16 protein-coding genes, 1 tRNA gene and 4 pseudogenes are annotated in these 21690 nt (G+C 68.8%); 13 read left to right on the top strand and 8 right to left on the bottom strand.

The window, feature by feature from the left end; genetic code table 11:
* The first annotated feature begins 49 nt into the window (after window positions 1-49).
* From LZ604_RS23365 to LZ604_RS23335, 7 genes and pseudogenes are all read left to right on the top strand, one after another.
* Window positions 50-3517: a sigma-70 family RNA polymerase sigma factor gene (locus LZ604_RS23365; RefSeq protein ID WP_234517391.1), complete on the top strand. Its 3468-nt coding sequence runs from the start codon at window positions 50-52 to the stop codon at window positions 3515-3517.
* 56 nt (window positions 3518-3573) lie between these two features.
* Complete coding sequence (locus LZ604_RS23360; RefSeq protein WP_234517390.1) at window positions 3574-6708, top strand: helicase-related protein; 3135 nt, start codon at window positions 3574-3576, stop codon at window positions 6706-6708.
* Window positions 6705-8558 (top strand): MrfA Zn-binding domain-containing protein, encoded by a 1854-nt coding sequence (gene drmB, locus LZ604_RS23355; RefSeq protein WP_234517389.1) that lies wholly within the window; start codon window positions 6705-6707, stop codon window positions 8556-8558. Before LZ604_RS23360 ends, drmB begins: the two co-directional genes overlap by 4 nt.
* Window positions 8555-9640, top strand: coding sequence for a DEAD/DEAH box helicase (locus LZ604_RS23350; protein WP_234517388.1), 1086 nt, complete (start codon window positions 8555-8557; stop codon window positions 9638-9640). Before drmB ends, LZ604_RS23350 begins: the two co-directional genes overlap by 4 nt.
* Window positions 9641-10000: 360 nt before the next feature.
* Window positions 10001-10390, top strand: a pseudogene (locus LZ604_RS23345) (sigma-70 family RNA polymerase sigma factor); the annotation flags it as partial.
* An 851-nt stretch (window positions 10391-11241) separates the two neighbouring features.
* Window positions 11242-11562 (top strand): annotated as a pseudogene (locus tag LZ604_RS23340) (MerR family transcriptional regulator).
* A gap of 227 nt (window positions 11563-11789) precedes the next feature.
* Window positions 11790-12965, top strand: a complete 1176-nt coding sequence (locus LZ604_RS23335) for a PP2C family protein-serine/threonine phosphatase (protein ID WP_234517387.1) — start codon at window positions 11790-11792, stop codon at window positions 12963-12965.
* 216 nt (window positions 12966-13181) lie between these two features.
* Here the strand turns inward: LZ604_RS23335 and LZ604_RS23330 are convergent.
* Window positions 13182-13311 (bottom strand): annotated as a pseudogene (locus LZ604_RS23330) (IS5/IS1182 family transposase); the annotation flags it as partial.
* A 58-nt stretch (window positions 13312-13369) separates the two neighbouring features.
* Window positions 13370-13636 (bottom strand): STAS domain-containing protein, encoded by a 267-nt coding sequence (locus LZ604_RS23325; RefSeq protein WP_234517386.1) that lies wholly within the window; start codon window positions 13634-13636, stop codon window positions 13370-13372.
* A 136-nt stretch (window positions 13637-13772) separates the two neighbouring features.
* Here LZ604_RS23325 and LZ604_RS23320 point away from each other — a divergent pair.
* The 3 genes from LZ604_RS23320 to LZ604_RS23310 all read left to right on the top strand — a co-directional run bounded on the left by LZ604_RS23320 (window position 13773) and on the right by LZ604_RS23310 (window position 15185).
* Window positions 13773-13846 (top strand) — tRNA-Met (locus tag LZ604_RS23320).
* Between the two features lie 674 nt (window positions 13847-14520).
* Entirely contained in the window at window positions 14521-14925 is a 405-nt protein-coding gene (locus LZ604_RS23315) for an ATP-binding protein (RefSeq protein WP_234517385.1), read from the top strand.
* Window positions 14926-14930: 5 nt separating this feature from the next.
* The gene (locus LZ604_RS23310) at window positions 14931-15185 is read left to right on the top strand and encodes an ATP-binding protein (protein WP_372482188.1); all 255 of its coding nucleotides are present in this window, start codon (window positions 14931-14933) and stop codon (window positions 15183-15185) included.
* A gap of 185 nt (window positions 15186-15370) precedes the next feature.
* On the opposite strand, the pseudogene LZ604_RS23305 reads toward LZ604_RS23310, so the two are convergent.
* Window positions 15371-15637, bottom strand: a pseudogene (locus LZ604_RS23305) (RNase J family beta-CASP ribonuclease); the annotation flags it as partial.
* Between the two features lie 336 nt (window positions 15638-15973).
* On the bottom strand, window positions 15974-16144 hold the full coding sequence (locus LZ604_RS23300; protein WP_055495969.1) for a hypothetical protein: 171 nt from the start codon (window positions 16142-16144) through the stop codon (window positions 15974-15976).
* 139 nt (window positions 16145-16283) lie between these two features.
* Between LZ604_RS23300 and LZ604_RS23295 the strand changes: the two genes are divergently transcribed.
* Window positions 16284-16457, top strand: a complete 174-nt coding sequence (locus tag LZ604_RS23295) for a CsbD family protein (protein WP_234517384.1) — start codon at window positions 16284-16286, stop codon at window positions 16455-16457.
* A 364-nt stretch (window positions 16458-16821) separates the two neighbouring features.
* A complete protein-coding gene (locus LZ604_RS23290) occupies window positions 16822-17211 on the top strand; it encodes an STAS domain-containing protein (RefSeq protein WP_234517383.1) in 390 nt (129 codons plus the stop codon).
* On the opposite strand, the gene LZ604_RS23285 is transcribed toward LZ604_RS23290, so the two are convergent.
* The 4 genes from LZ604_RS23285 to LZ604_RS23270 all read right to left on the bottom strand — a co-directional run bounded on the left by LZ604_RS23285 (window position 17198) and on the right by LZ604_RS23270 (window position 20303).
* A complete protein-coding gene (locus LZ604_RS23285) occupies window positions 17198-18040 on the bottom strand; it encodes an RNA polymerase sigma factor SigF (protein ID WP_234517382.1) in 843 nt (280 codons plus the stop codon). The genes LZ604_RS23290 and LZ604_RS23285 overlap by 14 nt on opposite strands.
* A gap of 85 nt (window positions 18041-18125) precedes the next feature.
* Window positions 18126-18605 carry a Ku protein gene (locus LZ604_RS36085; RefSeq protein ID WP_372482190.1) on the bottom strand — a complete coding sequence of 160 codons (480 nt, stop codon included), beginning with the start codon at window positions 18603-18605 and terminating at the stop codon, window positions 18126-18128.
* 109 nt (window positions 18606-18714) lie between these two features.
* Window positions 18715-19089, bottom strand: coding sequence for an STAS domain-containing protein (locus LZ604_RS23275; protein WP_234517381.1), 375 nt, complete (start codon window positions 19087-19089; stop codon window positions 18715-18717).
* Between the two features lie 29 nt (window positions 19090-19118).
* Window positions 19119-20303: a PP2C family protein-serine/threonine phosphatase gene (locus LZ604_RS23270; RefSeq protein ID WP_267971727.1), complete on the bottom strand. Its 1185-nt coding sequence runs from the start codon at window positions 20301-20303 to the stop codon at window positions 19119-19121.
* A 676-nt stretch (window positions 20304-20979) separates the two neighbouring features.
* On the opposite strand from LZ604_RS23270, the gene LZ604_RS23265 reads away from it, so the two are divergent.
* Window positions 20980-21432 carry an SRPBCC family protein gene (locus LZ604_RS23265; protein WP_234517379.1) on the top strand — a complete coding sequence of 151 codons (453 nt, stop codon included), beginning with the start codon at window positions 20980-20982 and terminating at the stop codon, window positions 21430-21432.
* Window positions 21433-21690: the final 258 nt, after the last annotated feature.

Below are 21690 nucleotides of genomic sequence, written 5' to 3'. Positions count from 1 at the left end.
AAAGGTTGCGCGGAAGCGTGTAGAAACTGTGTTCCCTCAACTCGATCGGGTGCTGGGACTGCTCGAGCGGTACGCGGACGCCGAGGGACGCGTGACCCCTCGGACCCTGGAGGGGGTCGTACGGCTCTGTGGGCTCAACGCGCGCGAGGCGGCGGCCCTGCGGGATGCGGCCAATGTGGGGCCCGAGAGGACTCCGACGGACCCGACGATCGAGGCCGCAGCCGAAGCGGACGGCGAAGACGTGGACGAGCAGCTGGCGACGGTCGGCGGCGCGAAAGTCGCGGGCGAAGGCTCCTCCGCGCAGGAATCGCAGGCACCGCACGAACCGCCGGTCAACGAAGGTTCCAGGATGGAGGAACTGGATGTCGCATCGGCGGAAGGCTTCCCGCCCGGGCCATCCGAAACGGTCGTACCGACGGACGCGGACCTGGCCGCAGCGGTCGCCGCGGCCGAGCGCGTCATGCGCGAGGACCGCTATCGGCGTCGGCCGGAGAAGCACTTGCTCACCGCCCGGGAGGAAGTCGGACTCGCCATGCTCGTGCGGGGTGGCCTCGACGAGGAAGCCGACCAGGAGACGCTGAGCGCCCTGTCCTCGGACGACATAAGAATCCGCGCGCGGGACTGCTTGGTCGTACACAATCAGGGGCTCGTGCACAGCCTGGTTCCCCGCTACCTGGAACAGGGACTGGACTATGAGGACCTGTTCCAGCACGGAGCGCTGGGGCTCATGCGGGCGGCGCGGAAGTTCGACCCGACCAAAGGCTTCAAGTTCTCGACGTACGCGACGTGGTGGATCCGTCAGTCCATCACCCGGGGCATCGCGGACGAAGGCTCCGTCATCCGTGTACCCGTCCATATGCACGAGACAATCCGTAAAGTGGCGCACGCGGAGCGCTCTTTGGCCGAACGCGGGCGTCCGGCGACCGCGGCCGACGTGGCCGTGCACTGCGACGTGAGCCTGAGCAAGGTCGAGGAGGCCCGACGGCTGAGCCGGCGCACCGACTCGCTCGATCGTGTCGTGGGGGACGGAGCGACGCTCGGAGACTTCGTCGCGCAGACCCAGACCGTGCCGCCATTCGAGGAACGGGTGCACAACGCGCTGCTCCTGGATGACGCGATGGCCGTGGTGAACACCTTCTCCGGCCGCGACCATCGGATTCTCGTTCGGCGCCTGGGACTCGACGACGCGGAGCCGTCGACACTGGACCAGTTGGGCAGCGAGTTCGGCGTGACAAGGGAACGTATCCGGCAGCTGGAGGTCAAGCTGGTGCCCGCACTCCGCTCGCGGCTGCGGACGGCGCGCCTGCTCGGTGTCCGTGCTGTGGTGGCGGCTGAGGACCCGGACAGTGCGGATGGCGTCCGTACCGTTGCCACCGGTCGCCGTGCGGCGCGCGCCGCACGCACCGTTCGTCCTGTCCCGGCGAAGAAGAAGGCGGCTGTCGCAGCGGCCATGCCGTCCCGTAGTCAGGACACGACGGTGGCTGCCTCGACTTCGCAGAACGCCGAAACCCCTGCTGTCGTTACGGCCGCGGACGTGCCAGATTGGGAGCGGGCCCTGCGGTTGGCCGAGTCGCCGTCCGGGCAGGCGTGGCTCGCGGACTACGCGATCGCCGCCGTGGGAGGTCCAGGGCTCACCGAGATGCTCGGGCAACCGGCGGCCGAAACGGTGCGTCGGATCGCGTGCGAGCGGGAGCCGGCCGATCACTCGGTGCTGGCGGCGCTCGAGGTGCTGCGTCGCGTGTGTGACGGTGTCGCACAGGCCGGAATGCGCCCGGAAGACTTCTTCGACCGGCCCTCTGAGGCGCTGTGCGGGGTGACGCCCCGGGCCTACCTCGCCCGCAAACCGCTGGTGCGAAGTGAGCCTCGGCTGGCGATGCGTGACGCCCTCCGGGAGTTCCTGGTGTTCACGAAGGCGCTCCCGGACGCATCGGCAGCGGAGAGCGCGGAGGACGCACCGGCCCGTCCGGAGCCCAGAGAACAGACGCTGCCCTCTCATGAGCCGACTGAACCGGCGCTGCCCCCGCATGAGCCGACTGAACCGGCCTCGGCCGAAACGCTGTCGGACGAATCGGAGCCGGTGCGTGGCACGCTGCCGTACGCGGAGCTCGTGAACATCACCGACGATTCCGACGCGGGGGCGGCGGCCGAGTCCGGGACGAACCAGCCGACGTCGAGCGATGCGGCAGTCACCGACCTCCCTGCGCCGCTGCCCCAGTACACCGCCGACTGGGACAGGGCCCGGGAGCTGACACCGGCACCGTTCGGCGGGAAGGTGGCCTGGCTCGCCGAGTATGCGCTGCGCGCTGTGGGGTATCTGCAACTGGCCGTGATGCTGGGCTCGTCCCCTGCAGACGCCGTTGTCCGGGCCGTTCGGGAACGAGGCATGCTCAACCGCCCCACAGTCCTGGCCCTGGAGACGCTCGAAGTCGTTCTCAATGTCGTCAAGGAGCTGGAACTCCGGCCCGAGCACTACTTCGAGTGGACTTCCGAGGCTCTGGGCGGGACGACACCCCGCGCGTTCCTGGCCGCGAAATCTCTGGTGGACGACGAGTCGCGCCTCGCCATCCATGACGCCCTTCGGGAGTTCAAGGCGGCGCAGGCGCAACGGAACGAGGCGGAGCAGGCGGAGGTGGAGCAGGCCGAGGTGGAGCAGGCCGAGACGGAGCGGGTCGAGGCGGAGCAGGGCACGGAGGCCGGTCCGCCGCATGAGCCTCTCGTAGACGTCGAGCACCTGCTCACCGAGGCCCGCGCCGGGCACGAGGCGGAACTCGCACGGCTGGCCGACACGTACGAGCGTCGGCTGGCGGAGGAACGGCAGGCCGCCGACGCGCGTGTCGCGGCCCTCCAGGCAGAGGCCGGACAACAGCTCGACGACCTGGAAGAGATTCTGCTGAAACGCGTCGACAAGGCGCTGGCACGCCAGGAGCAGCACCTGCGGCGGCAAGCCAAGGAACGCGTCGCGCGGCTCAAGGAGGAGCACCGCGAAGCGAACACGGCCGCGACGCGCCGCGCACAGGAACGCATCGTGGACCTCGAGATCCGGCTGCGACAGGCCGAAACGGCGATGTCGGCGGTCGCTTCCGAGCAGGTATCCCGGTTGCAGGCCCACGCCGAGCAGGCGGAGAAGCAGCTGCACCAGTACCGCGAGGAGGCTGTGGCACGCGTCGCGGACCTGGAATTCCGACTTCGTCAGACGGAAACGCGCCTGCGGCAGACCGAGGCGCGACTCATCGCCCGGGACAGAGCCCTGTACGAGGCCGGGCAGCGTGCCGCCGCCGAAGTGGAGCAGGCGCAGCAACGGGCCGAGGCCGCGGAGCAGCGGGCGCAGGTACTGGTCACCGCCGCCAACCAGGCGGAGGCTCGCGCGGTGCGGGGTGAACAGCTCGCCGCGGCACGCCTCGCACAGGTCGAGCATGATGCCCGGGCCCGCATCACCGAGTTGCAGACGCAGCTCGCCGCACTCCAGGTACCGGCCGCCGACCGGGCAACCCTCAGGGACCGCTGGCGCCGGTCCTGAGGCGAGCCCGCGCTCCACCCACCGTCGTACCCTCTCGAACAGTTCCCAGGAGCACCATGGACGCCCGGCAAGAGCTCGTCGACTACTTGCACCGCCAACTCGTCGGCCCGGTCGCCGGAGGGTACGAGACCCTCGATGCCCCGCCCGACCGGCAGTACCTCATGGGTACCCTCTACCCGCAGGAGGCGGACCTCCAGCGGCAACTGGACCTCGCGGCGGAGGAGCCGGACGGCCTCGGCACCGAAGCCCGGGCCGACGACACAGCTCCGTCCACGGATCCCGTTCCCGAGGCCAACTCCTGGCTGCCGTCATCCCTGGGACTGAGCTTCTACACCGACACGACCACTGTCACCGTGAGCTGTTCCGGTGCCCGTTATGAGACCAAGGCGGCGACGGGCGAGCGAGGCCGGCGTTGGAAACGAGTTCCGCTCGACCCCGAGACACACACTGTTGGAGCGGACCGCGACCGCGTGCCCGTCCTGGACGGCCGGGCTGAGATCCGGGTGCGCCGCCGGGCGTTCGGCAGCGGGCATCTGATCACCGTGGCCCTGGTCAACGTGGCACACCACGAGCAGGCTCTCGGCAAAGCCGCCCAGTGGGACCGCATGCTGTTCCAGGTGGGCCTGACCACCCGGCCCGTGGACGGGACCGTGCTGCCCTACCCGAGCATCCGGCTGGCCAGCCGCGACCTCGAGGAACAGGAACTGCGACTGCAGTACCGGCACGTACAGACGCATGCCGTCGGGCACGGATGCGCAGTGGAGGAGCTGCGCGACGAGGACACCGGGCGCGTGACCGGAGTGCGGGCAGCCGTCATGCCGCAGGCCGAGGTGAGCGGCACCCGGGCCGCGGGCCTCACCGACACGCCCGTCCTCAACGTCCTGCATCTGGCAGACCCCGATGTCTCAGTGGAGCAGCTCCGTGAAGAACTGAGCGACTTCGCCACCCACTATCGAGCCTGGTACGTGGGACAACTCAATGCGGACATCCCCGAATGGGGGCGGGACGCCGCTGATCGGATCCTCGAACGCATCGGCGCGGCGGTCGCGCGCATCGAGTCGGGTGTGCGCACACTCTGTGACCCGCGCCGCCCCGAGCTCCTGCGTGCTTTCCGAGTGGCGAACCATGCCATGGCGTTGCAGATGCGGCACTCGGCCCACGACCAGGCCGGCGAGCGGCGCTCCCGCCGCGACCCGGTTCTGCTCGACCCGGCGCCGCACGCGGACGCGACCTGGCGGCCGTTCCAGCTCGCCTTCTTCCTCCTTGCCGTGGACGGCATCGCCGATCCCCGGCACCCCGACCGCGGCACCACCGACCTGATCTGGTTCCCCACCGGTGGTGGAAAGACCGAGGCCTACCTGCTCCTGGCCGCCTTCGTCATCCTTCTGCGCCGCACCGCTGCCGACGGCGGCGGGACCGCGGTGCTCAGCCGCTACACCCTCAGCCTGCTGACCACCCAGCAGTTCCAGCGCGCGGCCACCACCGTCTGTGCCCTGGAGACCCTGCGCCGCGCCGATCCCGAGACGTACGGAGAAGAGCCCTTCTCCATCGGCCTTTGGGTGGGCGAGGCCACCTCGCCGAATTCCTACGACACCGCCCGCACCAAATTCGAGGAGGTACGCAGGGCTGCCAAGCCGGACGACGTGTTCATCCTGGACCGGTGTCCCTGGTGCGGCACACGCATACTTCCCTCCCACAAGTCTCCGGACATCGGGGACTACGGTGTGCGGGCGGCAGCCGACTCCTTCGCCTTCTTCTGCCCCCGCGACGATTGCGCCTTCCACGATGAGCTGCCCGTCGGTGTCGTGGACGAGCAGTTGTACGACCGTCCGCCCACATTCGTCCTCGGCACCGTGGACAAGTTCGCCCGGCTGGCCTGGGAGCCGCGTGCCGGGCGGCTGTTCGGCGCCGGCACCGGGAACCTGCCGCCGTCCCTCGTCATCCAGGACGAGCTGCATCTGCTCACCGGCCCTCTCGGCACCACCGTCGGCCTGTATGAGTCGGCGGTCCTCGGCCTGTGCACCACGACCGAGGGAATCAGTCCCAAGGTGGTGGCCTCGACGGCGACCATCCGCCGCTCCGGTGAGCAGATTCGCGCACTGTACGGCAGTGACGTGCAGCTCTTCCCGCCCGCCGGACTCGACGCCAGGCACTCGTACTTCGCCGAACCCGACACGTCGCGACCAGGACGGCTGTACCTCGGGGTGATGGCCCAGGGCCACACCGCGGGCCGTGCCTCCGTGGCCACCGCCGCGGCCATGCTCCAGGGCGCCTGGGAACTTCCCCTGGAGAACCGCGACGACTACTGGACCCTCGTTGCCTACCACCACAGCTTGCGGGAACTCGGGCGTACCGTCACGGCCGCGGCCGATGACATCCCGGCCCAGTTGAAGGGCCTCGACTCCGGCGCCGGAGCAGGTGTACGCGAGTTGCGGGACGATCAGGTTCAGGAACTGACGAGCAACCTGCCGCGGGCGGAGCAACCCGTTCTGCTCGACCGGCTCGAGAAGGGCTGGCAGGACGAGCAGTCGGTGTCCTTCCTGCCCTGCACGAACATGCTGTCCGTGGGCGTCGATGTGAAGCGGCTGTCGCTCATGCTGATGCAGGGGCAGCCCAAGACGACGGCCGAGTACATCCAAGCCACCAGCCGCGTGGGCCGGCACGCCGTACCAGGTCTCGTCGTCACGTTCTTCAACGCGACCCGGCCCCGCGACCGCTCGCACTACGAGACGTTCGACGTGTACCACCGCTCGCTCTACCGGCACGTCGAACCGACCAGCGTCACACCGTGGTCGGTGCCTTCGCGACGACGGGCACTCCATGCCGCGCTCGTCATCCTCGTACGACACCGTCTCGGCCTGGCCGCGGAGAACCAGGCCGGGGGAGTTCTCGACAGGATGACGGAAGCCGAATCGCTGGCCGATGAGCTGACGGCTCGGGTGGTCGCCGCAGCTGAAGACCGCGCCGCCGAGGCCGTGCGCCAGGAACTCGGTGAACTCCTGGCCGACTGGGAGGACGCCGCTCGCGAGGCGCGCAAGGAAGGCCGGGTGCTGTACTACCGCAGCCAGGGCAAGGGCCAGTCCAACCTGATCAAGAGTTTCGAACAGCGCTACGGCCTGTGGGAGACCCCCAACTCCATGCGCAACGTCGACCGGGAATGCCAGGTAATGGTGAAGGGAGCGGACCTGTGAGCCGGACACTTCGGGTACGTCAGGCGCAGACCGTCCTGCCGTTCGGGGTCGGAGCCGTCTTCGACATCCAGGGCGAATCGTTCGTGGCCACCGGCATCGGGGACTGGCCGCAGCGCGCAAAGCAGCGCGTGGAGTCGACCAGGCTGGCCGCGCGTCTCGGCGTCACCGGCTTCTACGCCGCCCCGCCTACCCCCAACGAACGGTACGACGTACCGGACGCGCCCGGCGCTCCCTACATCCGCTTCCCGTCCTGGCTGTTCTGCGGCGCCTGCCGGCGCATGAAACGCTGGCGCATCGCCGACGAGAAGCCGGGACAGCCGCCGCGTTGCCCGTCCTGCTCACCCCGCCCCGCGTTGGCGCCCATGAGGTTCGTGCAGATCTGCTCCGCCGGCCACCTCGGAGACATCGACTGGTGGTTCTGGGCCCATTCGCGGCGCGAGGCCACCGAGCGCCGGGAATGCACCGAACGCGGGAAGCTGCGCTTCCTGGTCTCCGACCGGGCCTCCGGCCTCGAAGCCTTGTCGGTCGTGTGCACGGCGAAGGGCTGCGGAGCCGTGCGTGACCTGCTCGACATCCTCGGCACGCACGGAATGCGCTGCTCCGGGCGTAACCCGTGGCAGCGGGCCAACGAAGCGGTGGAGTGCGTCAAGCCCGTCCAGATAGTTCAGCGCACCGCAGGCAATCTGTACTACCCCGTGGTGCACTCGGCCCTCGACATACCCGAGACGGAAACCGCGGTGTACGCAGACGAGACACTCGCGAGCCGGGTGCGCGAGCACGACCTGTGGGTGTCCCTGTGCAAGGTCGCCGCGACCCCGCGCGCCGAAGTCTTCCGCGAAATGATCAAGGATGACACCGGAGCGGACGACGCCCTGCTGGATGTCCTCCTGGCCGAGGAGACCGGACAGCCAGTGGCGGCCCCGTCCGGGTTGGCGGCCGCGCCCGTGCGCCCCGACCTCAGCCGCGAGGAGTGGGCGGCGTTCATGGCTCCCGTACCGCCCGCCACCCGTGACTTCGCGCTGCGAGCGACCACGCTCGACCTGGCGCGGGAGACCATGGAACCCTGGGTGGGCCTGCGGCGTCGCATCGGGCGCGTGCTGCTCGCAGACCGGTTGAGAGAAGTGCGCGCCCTGTCCGGTTTCACCAGGGTGTCCCCGGACGCGACGGTCGTGCCCGCCGACACCGCACGGCGCCTGAAGTGGCTGCCCGCCGTAGAGGTATTCGGCGAAGGCATCTTCCTCACCCTCGACAAGGACGCACTGACCGAGTGGGAAGCGGACGACCGAGTGCGTCGCCGCGTCGCCGGAATGCGTGCCGACCTCGACAGAGCTTTCCAGAAGGACCGGCTGGAGTCCCTCACCGGAGCGGAGCTCTCGCCGAGGTTCGTTCTCCTGCACACGCTTGCGCACCTCCTCATCCGCCAGTTGTCCTTCGAGTCTGGCTACACGACGGCGAGCCTGCGCGAACGCATTTACGCCCGCCCTGACCAGGACCAGTACGGCATCCTCGTCTACACCGCCGCCGGGGACGCCGAAGGCACTCTGGGCGGACTCGTGCGCCAGGGCGAACCGCCCCGCTTGGCGGAAACACTGTTGCGGATGACCGAGGCGGCGGCCTGGTGCTCCGCCGACCCGTTGTGCGCGGAGCACGCCGGGCAGGGCTTCGGCAACCTGAACCGGGCCGCCTGCCACGCGTGTGCCCTGTTGCCCGAGACCAGTTGCGAGTCCGGCAACACGCTGCTGGACCGCGCCCTCGTCGTGGGCGGTGAACAGGTGCCCGGCTACTTCGAACCGATCGTCACAGCCGCCCGCGCAGCGGCTGCCGCAGCCCTGGAGCAGATCCCCTCATGACGCTCACCTACCTGGACCTCATGCCGGAGCAGCGGTCAGCGCTCGACAACCTGCCGTTCGACGGCAACCATCTGATCAGCGGTCCCCCCGGCAGCGGCAAGAGCCTTCTGGCAGCCCAGCGCGCCGTGATGCTGGCACTGACCGGAACCCCGGCCGTCCTGCTCACGCGCTCCCATCTGCTCCACCAGTCCTTGGCGTCCACCGTCCATGCGCTGGGACCCAGAGACCGCAGTGTTCGCGTGGCCACAGCGCACTCATGGCTGGACAACTGGTACGGCCCCAAACCTCCACGTGCCGCAGACGGCTGGTACGACTGGCCGGCCTTCTACGAACGAGCGGCCGAAGCCGAACGGGACCCCGGTCTGACCCTGGTCATCGACGAAGGACAGGACCTTCCGCCCGAGTTCTACCGGCTGAGCAGGCTCCTCGGGGGCCGCATCACGGTGTTCGCCGATGAGTGCCAGCGGCTGACCGACACGAACTCCACTCTGAAGGACATCGCCCAGCGCCTCGGCAACTGCACGCGCGTCGAACTCGACGGCAATCACCGGAACACCCGCCAGATCGCCGCGTTCGCCGCGCACTTCCACACGGGCGCCGGCATGCCCGCCGTCCCCGACCGGGACGGGCCGCCACCGCGCGTGCACAGGCTGCCCGAACGCGGTGCGGCAGACTTGCTGATCACGCTGGCACAGCAACATCCCAGCCACACCATCGGCGTGATCGTCAACTCCCGGCACACGCAGTTCTCCCTGCTCGGCAGCCTGGAGAACAGAGCACCATGGCTGAAGCCCCAGCTGTACACATCTCAGGCAGTGAAGGGCCGCTACCGCACCCTGGACCTCGCCCGCCCGGGTATCGTCCTCGTCCACCGTGCCAGCGCGAAGGGACTGGGTTTCGACACGGTCGTCATCCCCGACACGCACACCGACGCGGCTGCCGATCCCACCTCGGCGGCCCTGCGGATGACCTACTACGTGCTGGCCACCCGTGCCCGGCGCGAGCTTCACCTCGCCTACGAGGGGGAGAACGAGCCACCGCTGCTCGCCGAGGTGGGCCCGGGCGAACTGCTGCGCGGCTGACCGAGCCGTGTCCCGCCCAGCGTGCCGGTGTGGTCATCATTCTCCCTGCCCGGCCTTCTCCAACCTCGTGACCGCACCGTCGAGAGGCGAACGACCAGCAACGATGTCCTGTCTCGACGAGTCGTCCTCCGGCCGGAGCCGGGGCAGGGGCCCGAGGCGGCTCACCGTGTACTGCAACGGGACGCGCAGGCACGAACAAAGGTCACACTCATGCCAGATCCGTTCGCCGACCTGCTCCTCCGTCCGGCGACGATGGTGAGGAGCCCGTTCGTGCTCGCCGGCACGAGGCAGAGCCGCGGTGTCGCAGCCGGAAGCGTTCGAGCTCCCAACTAGCGGCGCCGAAGCTTCAGGGCTCCCGGTCGTGAGGGTCGCACGCCGACGGTCAAGGAACCGTCGGAGCTGATGAGCCTGCCCGAGAATGAGGTGATGGAGGCCCGCCTTGCTTCCAACGGCTACAACTCCTCCTGCCTGGACGCCACGATCGGCGGCAGCGAGGACGGCGAGGCGGCGCTGCAGGACTTCATCGGCGTCGAAGACACCGCGCTGGATTTGGTGGAGGACTTCCACGCCCTGGCCTCGCTGATCGCCGACCTGGATGAGCGGGACCGGCAGCTCATCCAGATGCGGTTCGTGGAGGAACTCACCCAGGCCCAGATCGGCGAACGCCTCGGCGTCTCCCGGATGCACGTCTCCCGACTCCTGTCCCGCTGCCTCGCCCGCCTGCGCGAGGGCCTGCTCACTACCGGCTGACAGCCGGCTGTCCGCGCCTCGCTGATGCTCGCCACGGCCGTGGCGAGCATCAGCCGCATCAGGGCGCCACGGCCCCGAGGCCAGGGCGGCGAGGCGTCCGGAACGGGCGGTGACGTCGCCGAGGCGCCGACCAGGCACAAGTGCACAAGGACGGGGCCGGGCGCGTGTTTGCGAGCCTTGGTGACCAGTTCGCTGATCACCAGTTGGGTCAGCCCGCGATCCGCTCGGAGACTGCAGCCATGGACTCCAGCGGCATCTCAACGCCCTCATCACTGCCCGCCGAGCCGCACAAGGCACCTGTCTCCCGGACGTCTGCGTGGGCGAGCACTGAGCCGGTCTCACCGAGGACTGCTGTGCCGGAAGGAGGGGACCGCCATTCGAGTGGCACTCTTCATGGAGTGCCTGCGGTAGAAGGTCAGGTGTACTCCATAGAGAGAAACTGTCATGGCAACAGTAGACATTCCGACGTCACAGGGTTAGCGTTATCTACGTACCCAGAAGTCGAAGTGGGCACAGCAGGCATGAACTGCTGTGCAGGTAGACCAGAAGGACACGGCCCCAGCGGGGCTGTGAGCAGCACCCCGCGGTATCCGCGCAACCGAGAGGTAAGGAGCAGAACGCCATCAGGATCGCCCGGGCGAGGAAGGAGTCCGCCCGGGTACCGCAAGGCCCCGGATGGGAAGGTGGTCCCCGGTCACGCATTGGCGATCCCCGCAGCCCCGCACTCCCAGGCGGCCCCTGCGGAACAAGAAAGCCGGCGCGGTGCGCCGGTAGATGGTGTTGAAGGCTCGGGGCCCGGGTGCCGGTAACTGGCACCCGGGCCCCCGACGCATGCCCGGAAGAAGAGGCCTATGCCGCCTGCCGGTTCCCGTCCCGGCGCCCCTCTCGACGATGACGACTACCCCGCCTACACCATGGGTCGGGCCGCCGAGATGCTCGGCACCACACCCGCCTTCCTCCGAGCCCTCGGCGAACACCGCCTGATCACCCCGCTGCGCTCCGATGGCGGCCATCGCCGCTACTCCCGGTACCAGCTGCGCATCGCCGCCCGCGCCCGCGAACTCGTCGACCAGGGCACCGCCATAGAGGCCGCCTGACACATCGTCATCCTCGAAGACCAGCTCGAAGAGGCCCAGCGCATCAACGAGCAACTGCGCGCCGAAGGCAGCTAGCCTCAGCCGACGAGATCAGCCTGATCGGAACACCTGAACCCGAGGCAATCGATGTCCCGGGGGGACGAGGCGGCCGAGAATCCCCACTGCCGGTCCACAGCCCAGGCGGGCTCAAAGCGTCAACCAGATCCCGACGGAAGAGAAAACCGCGAGCGGGCGCGATAGATGTACTGGGTGAAGACGGGCGAACCCGGGGAAGAAGGAGCGGCAACGGATAGGAGGTTGCCATGGGTGGCGGGGATCTGGAACTGGGGCAGCTTCTGGCCGCCGCGGAGGCGGCACCGCCGGGGGAGTCCGTCGAGGTGGTTGCGAACGACTTGCGCAAGCGTTTCGGGGCGGAGTGCGTGTCCTTCCTGTTCGTCGACCTCGTGGGCCATCGGCTGCTGCGCCTGGTCACACAGGCCGATGACGACGGGGGCGCTGTCGAGCGGATCGACCTGGAGGGCAGCGTCTACGACGCCGTCCTGCGCAGCCAGCGCCAGCACGTGGAACCGGACGGCCTGGGCGGGCGGCGTGTGATCTCGCCGGTGACCAACCGCGGCGACTGCATCGGTCTGCTGGAGGCGACGCTGCAGAACGCCGACGACACCGTGCTCGCTCAGATCGAGGACGCGGCGCACGCACTGGCCTACATCATCGTGACCGACCGCCGCTTCACCGACCTCTATCACGTGGGTCGGCGCACCACCCGGACCAGCCTGTCCGCCGAGATCCAGCACCAACTGCTTCCCTCGGCCTCCTGCTGCGAGGCCCCCCAGTTCACCCTCGCCGCCGGCCTGGTCCCGGCCGACGATATCGGCGGGGACACATACGACTACACCCTCGATCGCGACACACTGCATCTGTCCATCACCGACGCCATGGGCCACGACACCCACTCCGCGCTGCTCGCCACGCTCCTGGTCGGCGCCCTGCGCGGCGCCCGCCGCAGCGGCTGTGACGCGCTCCAGCAGGCCCGACGTGCCCATGACGCCTTGCTGACCCACAGCCGCGGCCTGGCCACCGGTCAACTGCTGTGCATCAGCCTCGCGACGGGTACCTGCGAACTGGTCAACGCCGGGCATCCCCGGCCGCTGCGCCTGCGGAAAGGCGCCACCGAGGTCGAAGAGATCCAGCTCGCGGCCAACCTCCCCTTCGGCGTGGCAGCCCCCGCCTCCTACCGTGTCCAGGAACTCCAGCTCCTTCCCGGCGACCGTCTGGTCCTGCTCACTGACGGCATGCAGGAACGCGGCGCCGGAGCCGTCGACCTGGCATCCCTCATTTGGGACACCCGCGCCTCACACCCCAGGGAGGCCGTGCGCAGCCTGACCAGCGCGGTGCTGGATGCCTGTCGGGGAAACCTCAGGGACGACGCCACCGTCCTCTTCTTGGACTGGCATGGTCCGCAGCGCGAAGACGGGTAGAGCCCAGTCCGCCGATCAAGCACTGCCTGCCCGGGGTGACGAGGAGTGGGCTGATGAGGCGGTGGGATTCCGTCTCCCAAGGGGCCGGGCTCTCTACCGAAGCCTTCCGCCAGGGCCGCCGGGAGACTGATCACGGGCCTTTGGGGAGGTTGATGACGGTCCTGCCGCGGACGGCGCCGACGGCCGGGGCGCGCCGCGCATCCGCGGCCTGCAGGTCCGGTCGGTGACGCGGGACCGGTGGCAACCTGGTGAGTGGTCCGGGTGGTACTCCGGCCGCTCGGGCAGCAGGACCGCGAATCGGTCCCGGAGGCGGTTCCGTCAGCCATGCCGTCGAGGCCGGCCACACCCCCACCGCCTCTGCGGGCCGCTTTCTTCCCGCCGCTGGAGAGGCCGGTGCTGAAGCGTCAGTTGCTGATGGCTTGGTGGAGCGTTTCCCGGCAGTCGATGAGGGTGTCGACGCCGACGATGTTCAGGGTGCGCATCACGGATTCGCGGGGTGCGGCCAGGCGCAGCCAGCCGTCGGCTTCGCCGAGGGTGCGGTGAGCGGCGATGAAGATGTTGATGCCGCTGTAGGAATGCGGCCGGCTACCGCAGCCTCGCCCGCGTTCACCATCACGGACATCCCGGCGCTCGTGGAGACTTCTCCAGGTGTGCCCGTACTCCAACGGCACCCGAACTCAGAATGCAGATCCAGACCGGGTGAGCAGTGGCCATGTCAGTCGATCATGAGCAATCGGGCCCGCTCCGAGCGCAGGCGAAAGTCGATTGGGCCGATTCCGATCGGTGCCGTACAGTTCACCGTACCGACGCGGGGTGGAGCAGCTCGGTAGCTCGCTGGGCTCATAACCCAGAGGTCGCAGGTTCAAATCCTGTCCCCGCTACTCAAACGTGAAGGCCCGGTATCCACCGGGCCTTCACTGCGTGTGTGCCGGTTCGGACACACGAGGAGGCAATCCGTTTACACGGCGCAGCCTGCCGTCCTGCCGGCAGGCGCATCGACGGATCAGACCACGCCCACCATGGACAGACAGCAGGACCATGGGCATCGCTGGTTTCCTGGCTGGTTTTCGGTCGTCCCGATCAGTGCTGCGATCCCGGTACCTGGCCGCCTCGCGCCGATGCGGTGCCCGCGCTCAGTAGCGGAGGACGGCAAGGGCGCCGTCAATAGTCGGTGAGGCGGAAGGAACAGCCGACGGCCTCGATGCGGTGCCAGACGGTCATGAGCACGGTGATGCCCAGAAGGAGTGCGCCTCGTGTCGGCGGGCATCTCGCTCACAACCGTGCTTCGCCGTCGGGGCGGGGTGCGAGAACGGCCAGGACGGCGGTGTCGTCGTCCATCCCGGTGCCGAAGGCGTCGAGGGGGCTGTAGCGCACTCACCCGGCACGCGCCGGCACTGTCGAACTCCCGGCGGATGACTTTCGCGGGATCTGCCGGTCACCCGGCAGACACAGACGGTTCACCGGGCAGGCAGGGGTAACCCGACAGATGGCTTCCACCGGCTGCGCAGAGCACCGGTCGGCGGCGGCCCAGAGCCACCCGCGCTGGAGGAACCTCGTGAACGGCGAATCGACCATCCCATCCTGCGAGACGCGCTTCCCCGCAGTCACGGCGAGCATCACGGCCGCCCGGCACTGGGTCCGCGACTGCGTGGACGGTTTCGGCGGCCCGCTGCGCCAGCACCGGATGATCCAGACCGCCGAACTGGTCGTCTCGGAGCTGATCACCAATGCCATCCGCCACGGCTCCGGCTCGCCCCTGATCCAGCTCACCTGGAACGGGCGGTGGCTGCGCATAGCCGTCAGCGATTCCAGCGACCGCTGGCCCCGCAAACGCGCCACTGCGAACACCGAGCCCGGCGGTTTTGGCATGCAACTCCTCGACCGACTCGCCCGACGCTGGGGCGTCACCCCGGGTCACCCCGGCAAAACGGTCTGGGCCGAACTCAGCCTCGACTCCTGAGCGCGGTGGCGGAGCCGACCACCAACAGCGTCGTCCACGGCGCCGGCTCGGGCACGCTGCGGATCGGGGCCGAGAGCGACCGGATCGTCTGCGAGGTCCACGACGGCGGACAGCTGAACGATCCCTTGGCCGGTCGCCGCCCGCCCCATCCCGCGCAGCCCGGCGGCAGCGGACTCCTACTCGTCCACCAGCTCGCGGACCTCGTCCGTGTCCACACCGGCCCCGACGGCACTACCCTGCGCTGCTACCTCCCCGGCTGACCACGACAACGTGGCGGGCCCCGCTCACTCACTCATGCGTTTCGCCTCCGGCGACGTGTCTTCGATGACTTCTCATGTGGAGTGCGTCGCCACCCTGACTTGATGGGGTGGCTGCCGACCCCCGTGGCCGACCTGGATGCCGGCGGCGCCGCGGCCGGAACGGGACAGTGCTGCAGGGCTGTGGCTCAGGCGTCGATGGTGACGGGCATGATGAGGGGCTTGCGGCGGAGGGCGCGGAACGCCCAGTTCGCCACGGCGCGGGCGAGGAGCTGTTCGAGTTGGCGCGCGTCCCCGACGCCTTCCTCGGCCGCGGTGGCCAGGGTCTTTTCGATGACTGGGATGACCGGCTCGAAGGTGGTGTCGTCGTGCACGAAGCCGCGGGCCAGGAAGTCGGGGGCCTCGGCGAGGGCGCCGGTGTCCGCGTCGACGATCGCCACTACCGTGAGCACGCCCGCGGACCGCGCTGCCGCGGCGAGCGCCCCACCAGTCGTAGGGGCTGCCGGGGTTTGCCCTTACTCGGCCGAGAGCTGGTCGGGCAGCGGCCACAGCAGAACGCGCGACGATCGCCTACGCCGGCGGCCGGGCTCTGGGCGGCTCCTGCGACCGGCGTGAGCGCACGCGCCTGGCCGCCAGCCTGGCTGCGAACTTCACCCTGAACGCCGGGTGGAGCTGGCTGTTCTGGGACGCCTTTCCGATGTTGCAAACCGGCCCCGCCGGCGCTCCCCAACGACGCCCGCAGGGCCCACACCGGGACGGTGTGGGCCCTGCGGGCGTCGTTGGGGATCAGGTCACCATCGATACCAGCGGCCGCGGCCACCACCGGCACTGGTGGAGCGCATGACGAAACCGAGCAGCCACACGACCAGGACGGCGAGGGCCACCCACCAAAGGATCTTGACGGCGAAACCGGCACCGAAAAGGATGACCGCGAGAAGCAGGACCAGAAGCAGGGGAACCATAGTTATCGACCTCCTGCACGCCCGTCTTCCCTGTCTTTTCTTCAATATTCGAGATCAGCACCTTGTTTATTAAGGTGAAGCAGGGGCACGAGCCGGTTACCGCGAATGCGGTCCCGAAGCTACGAGGAGGCGTTGTTCTGTGACTGCCAACGAGAAGGCGAAGGCGAAGACCGAGCAGGCCAAGGGCAAGACCAAGGTGGCTCTGGGAAGCGCCATCGGCAACGACCGCATGGCCGCCGAAGGGCAGGCAGAGAAGAGCACTGGGGACGCCCGCGAAGCCAAGGAAAAGGTCAAGGACGCCTTCAAGCACTGACCTCCGCGAACCGGAAAGGGGGCCCCTTGCAAGAGGCCCCCTTTCCGGTTTGGCGAGGCCGCCCGTTGATCCGTCACCGTCGCGCGGCAGTGCCCGCCTCCGTCGCGCGTGTGTTCGCCCTGACGGGGCTGGACCAGGCGATCGGCGTACACGCCACCCTGCGCCAGGCTGTGAGCGCCGGCAGCGCGGTTCGAGAGCCTGGCAGCGAGGACCGTCCGTCGTTGCGTTCGGCTAGTGGAAGGTAGCGGGCGATGAGCCACGTCTCGGAACAGGAACCCGTACCTGCCTCCTCTGCGGGCTCGACGAGCCCGACACGGGGGACGCCGAACGCGATCTACGGGCCTTGTTCGGCCAGTCCACTGGCGTGTTCGCGTCCACGGCGTGCGGCGAGATCGATCTCGACAGCGCTCCACAGCTGCTGGATGCCCTGACCGCCGATGGCGCTGCCGCTCAGGTGACGGTGGTGGATCTCAGCGGCGTCACCTTCATGGACTCCAGCGGCATCAATGCCCTCATCGCCGCTCATCACGCCGCGCAGCGCCATGGCGGCCGGCTGCGACTCGCGGCCCCGAGCCCCACCGTCTCCGAGACTTTCGGGATCGTCGGCCTCGCCGAGGTCATTCCCCGTCACCTCACCCTTCGCGAAGCCCTTGCCGCCTGCCCCCGGCAACCGGAGGAGCCGGACGTGGCTGATGCCCGCCACAACCGCGGCGGGCATCAGAACGGCACCTCGAAGAGAATCAGCTGGTCGTGAGCATGCCCTCGCGCAGCCGGGCCAGGCACCGGGACAGCAGCCGGGAGACGTGCATCTGCGACACACCCAGGCGCTCGCCGATCTGGGCCTGGGTCAGCTCCTCCACGAACCGCATGTGAAGGAGCTTCCGGTCGCGCTCGTCGAGTTCGGCGATCATGGGAGCGAGGGCGTGGAAGTCCTCCACCAGTTCCAGCGCCGCGTCCTCGGTGCCGATGAAGTCCTGCAGGGCGCTCTCGCCGTCCTCACTGCCGTTGATCGCGGCGTCCAGGGAGGAGGAGTTGTAACCGTTCGAGGCCAAGCGGGCCTCGACGACCTCCTCTTCGGACAGGCTCATCAGCTCCGACAGTTCCTTGACCGTCGGATCACGGTCGAGCCGGGTACGCAGCTCCTCCGTGGCCTTGGCGAGCTGGACGCGGGCCTCCTGGAGCCGACGCGGCACATGCACGGCCCAGGTCGTGTCGCGGAAGAACCGCTTGATCTCACCGACGATGTACGGGATGGCGAAGGAGGTGAACTCCGCCTCCCGGGTCAGCTCGAACCGGTCGATCGCCTTGATCAGGCCGATCATCCCGACCTGGACGATGTCCTCCATCTCCTCCGGCCCCCGGCTGCGGAACCGGCCGGCCGCGTAGCGGACCAGGGACATGTTCATCTCGATCAGCGTGTTGCGAGCGTAGCTGTACTCCGGCGTGCCCTCCTCCAAGACCGCCAGCTGCTGGAAGAACAGCTTCGACAGCTCGCGAGCGTCCTTGGGTGCCATCCGGGAAGGATCGGCGACCTCCGGCAACTCGGCCGTCCGCGTCTGCGTTGCCAGCGTGCTGGGCGCCATGCTGATTCCCCTCCCACGGTCGATCTCACCACTGCTGCCTGCCGGAATGGCCCGACGATGCTGCGCCTACCCCGTGATCCCGCACTCACGCCTGCTCCCTGAGCGAACGGGATTGTCGACCCACTGACGAGGCACGAGGGGCCCTTCCGAAGCGGTCGACGCTCCGATACCGGACGGCGGCGCTGGATCGAACGCGTCGAAGACTGGAGTCAGTCGGTGAGTGCCTGCTGAAGAGTCTCGTGGCAGTCGATGACGGTCCAGGGGCGGTCAAGCGGCGGGGTGCTCCTGTCAGGCGGCGCTCTTCTTGCGGGCGGCGTCCGCTGAGCGCGAGTGCGTCGATGAGCTCCTCACGACTCATCTTGGACCGGCCGGCAACCTCCTGGTCGGTCGCCCGCTGGTACAGCTCCGCCTTGCTCAGCTTCTGCGGCATCACGAACGTGGCGATGCCGGCCTTGTTCCCTTCGGCGAGCGCCGCGTGCAGCAGCTCGTAGACCTTGGTGTACTCCTTGCCGCGGGGAGCGATGTAGTAGGTGCGGTCGAAATACACCGGCTCGACGGCGTCCAGGTCGACGAAGTCGCTGATGTCGATGGTCTGCGAGCGACCGGGTGCGATCTCGTCGCGGAGCCGGTCGCCGGATAGTCGGCGCGGGATGACTCCGCCGTTCCTCGCCCGGTCAATCCGGTGCGGCTTCCGGGGAGGGATAGCTGTCGAGGATCTGATCGACGCCGGTCAGTTCCAGCATCTTCCGCACCGGCTGGCTGGGCGCGATCAGCGAGAGGCGGGCGCCGGTGCTGCGGGCCGTGCGGTATGCGGTGATCAGACAGGTGAGTCCGGTGGAGTCGAGGAAGGTGACGCCGGACAGGTCCACCAGCACCGTGTGAGGGCCGCGGTCCAGCAGCGGTTGCAGTGCGTCAGCGAGATGGTGGGCGGTGTGCAGGTCCAGATGACCCGTGACGGTCACAAGATGGCGGTCGGGGGCTGCGGTATGCACCTGTACGTCTGCAGGGGCGGCACGTGGCTTCTTGGGAGCGGGCGGGTCGGTGCTCACGTGATCCTCCTGCGTGGGCTGGCGTTGGTTCATGGGGTCAGTTCGTCCTGGTGGCCGCCGCGCCACTCGGCGAGCAGGACGGTGGCGTCGTCGGCGAGGCGCCCGTCGTTGTGGTCCATGACGGCCGCCATGAGCCGGCGCAGGGTTTCGTGCAGGGTGTGCCGGCCCGCGTGGTGGCGGCGGACGAAGCCGACGAACCGGTCCCGGCCGAACTCGTCACCGCGCGCGTCACGGGCCTCGATGATGCCGTCGGTGTAGAACAGCAGGCGGTCACCGGGTTGCAGCTGCTCGGTGCGCTCGGTCACCGGCAGGCCCAGATCGGCCCCCATGGGGCCGGCCGGCGGGCAGGCCAGCTCGGTCGTCCAGCGATTGTCGCGGATGAGGATGGGCAGGGGGTGCCCACGGTTGATCCAGGTCAGCCGCCCGCTTGCCACGTCGAGGTCGGCCAGGATGCCGGTGACGTAGCGGCTGGTGCTGAACTGCTGGAGCAGTGCCTGTTCCACCTGCTCGCTGGTCTGGGCCAGGGACGCGCCCTGGCGGCGGGCATTGCGGCAGGCGGCGACGGCGACGTTCGCGGTGATACCGGCCGTCGTGTCATGGCCCATGGCGTCGAAGACGCTCAGATGCAGCGTGTTGCCGTCGACGGCGTAGTCGAAGGCGTCGCCGCCCATCTGATAGGCCGGCTCCATCACCGCACCCACCGTGACCCCGCGTCCGGCGTAGGCGGGAGGCGGGGTGAGGTTCCACTGCATCTCGGCTGCGACGTTCATCGCCTCGGTGCGCACCAGCCGGGCGTAGGAGTCGCTGAAGGAACGCTTGCTGAGCAGCACCAGTGCCGTCATCGACGCCAGATCGCGCAAGATGTCACGGGTCGGCTCGTCGTCGGTGTCGCTGTCTGCCCGCACCACGCCCAGACGCTCCACGCCGTCGGTGACGGCCACCCACCACCGCCGACGGCCGCCCGGCACACCGCCCGACGCCGACTCGGGGAGCAGATCCACACGCTGGTACGCGTGGCCGGGCAAGCTGCCCCGGACGGTGAACTCCTGTCCTCCGCCGGCGGCGTCGCCTCCCTTGCCGGTGAGCCGACGCAGCACCGTCTCGCGGATGTCGACGACGAAGACGGCCACGTCGTACAGCCCGGCTTCGGCAGCGTGTTCGGCGACCAGGTCCGGAAGCTGCTCCAGCGTGACCGTATGGCTGGCCTGGACCATCCGTACCAGTGCCAGAGCGGCCGCGGCCCTGTCAACCACAGCAGACCCCGTCACTTCGCCGGCCGGATCCGATCCAAGCGATAACAACGTGCACCAAACCACGACGTCGCATCGTCGACTCCTTTCCGGCCCTCGTGCAAGCAGTGATCACTTACCAGGACGGCGCTGACCATCACTGCTGTTCGAGCCACCGATGAGACAGGCCGAAGCACTGGTCTTGAAATGCTCGATCGGCTTCGTCAGAGCCGAAGGGCGGGTCATCGGCACGGCCCCGACCGCCTTCTCGAACGCCGGGGCGGATGGCGCCCGGCGCACAGCCGCCACTCCCAGCGTGCCCTACTCGAGTTGTCCGGGCAGCGCACCGAACCGAACTGTTCACCCGCCTGAGGCTCGCCCGTCTGATGCACACCCGTGCCACCCAGCCGCCCGGCGCCACTCCGGGTGAGGAGGCACAGCGCGAAAGTGCGAGCCGCAGGACATCGGCCGCGAACGCCGACCTCCTGATCTCCCGACAGCAGCCGGGCGGCCCGGGCGTCCCCCTCAGCCGTTTGAGCGGCTCGGCGACGCATCAATCACCAGCTGGTGGCAACCCGGGCAGTGACGATCACAAGCAATGCAGGAAGACCGGCGCCATGCGGTCGGTCTGCTGCCCGCTTCCCAAGAAGGGAGATCACTGTTGTCGCAGGTAGAAGAGTCCATCGAGGTCGACGTCCCCGTCCGCACCGCCTACAACCAGTGGACCCAGTTCGCGGACTTCCCGCAGTTCATGGACGGTGTCGAACGCATCGAACAGCGCACCGACACCCTCACCCACTGGGTCACCAAGATCGGCGGAGTACAGCGCGAGTTCGACGCGGAGATCACCGAGCAGATCCCCGACGAGCGGGTCGCCTGGACCACCGTCAACGGTGAGGCGAAGCAGGCCGGCGTCGTCACCTTCCACCGCTTGGACGACACCCGCACCAAGGTCATGCTCCAGCTGGACTACGACCCCCAGGGCCTCGCTGAGACGGTCGGCGACAAGCTGGGCTTCGTCAAACGGCAGGCCACAGGCGATCTGAAGCGGTTCAAGGAGTTCATCGAGTCCCGCGGCGGCGCCGAGACGGGCGCCTGGCGCGGCGAGGTCTGACCCGGACGACCGGCCGGTGCGGTGGGCCTGCGGGCCCACCAACACCGGCCTCGTGCGTCGCCCGCGGGTGGCAAGCCGGTCTTCCGGGCAACCCGGACGCACACACGACTCCGACAGCCCACATAACAGGGCAGCAGCGGGCGGACGAACCGGACGATCACGCCCTCGGCTGATCCCGAGGAGGACTGACAGTGATGATTGCTGTGGCTCCGGCCGGGGGTCTGACTCCAGGACTGACTGGCGCTTCGGCTGTCCTTG

Source organism: Streptomyces glomeratus (genome assembly GCF_021462825.1).
GTDB classification, from domain to species: Bacteria; Actinomycetota; Actinomycetes; order Streptomycetales; family Streptomycetaceae; genus Streptomyces; species Streptomyces glomeratus.
This window is presented reverse-complemented; position numbering and strand designations above follow the sequence as displayed.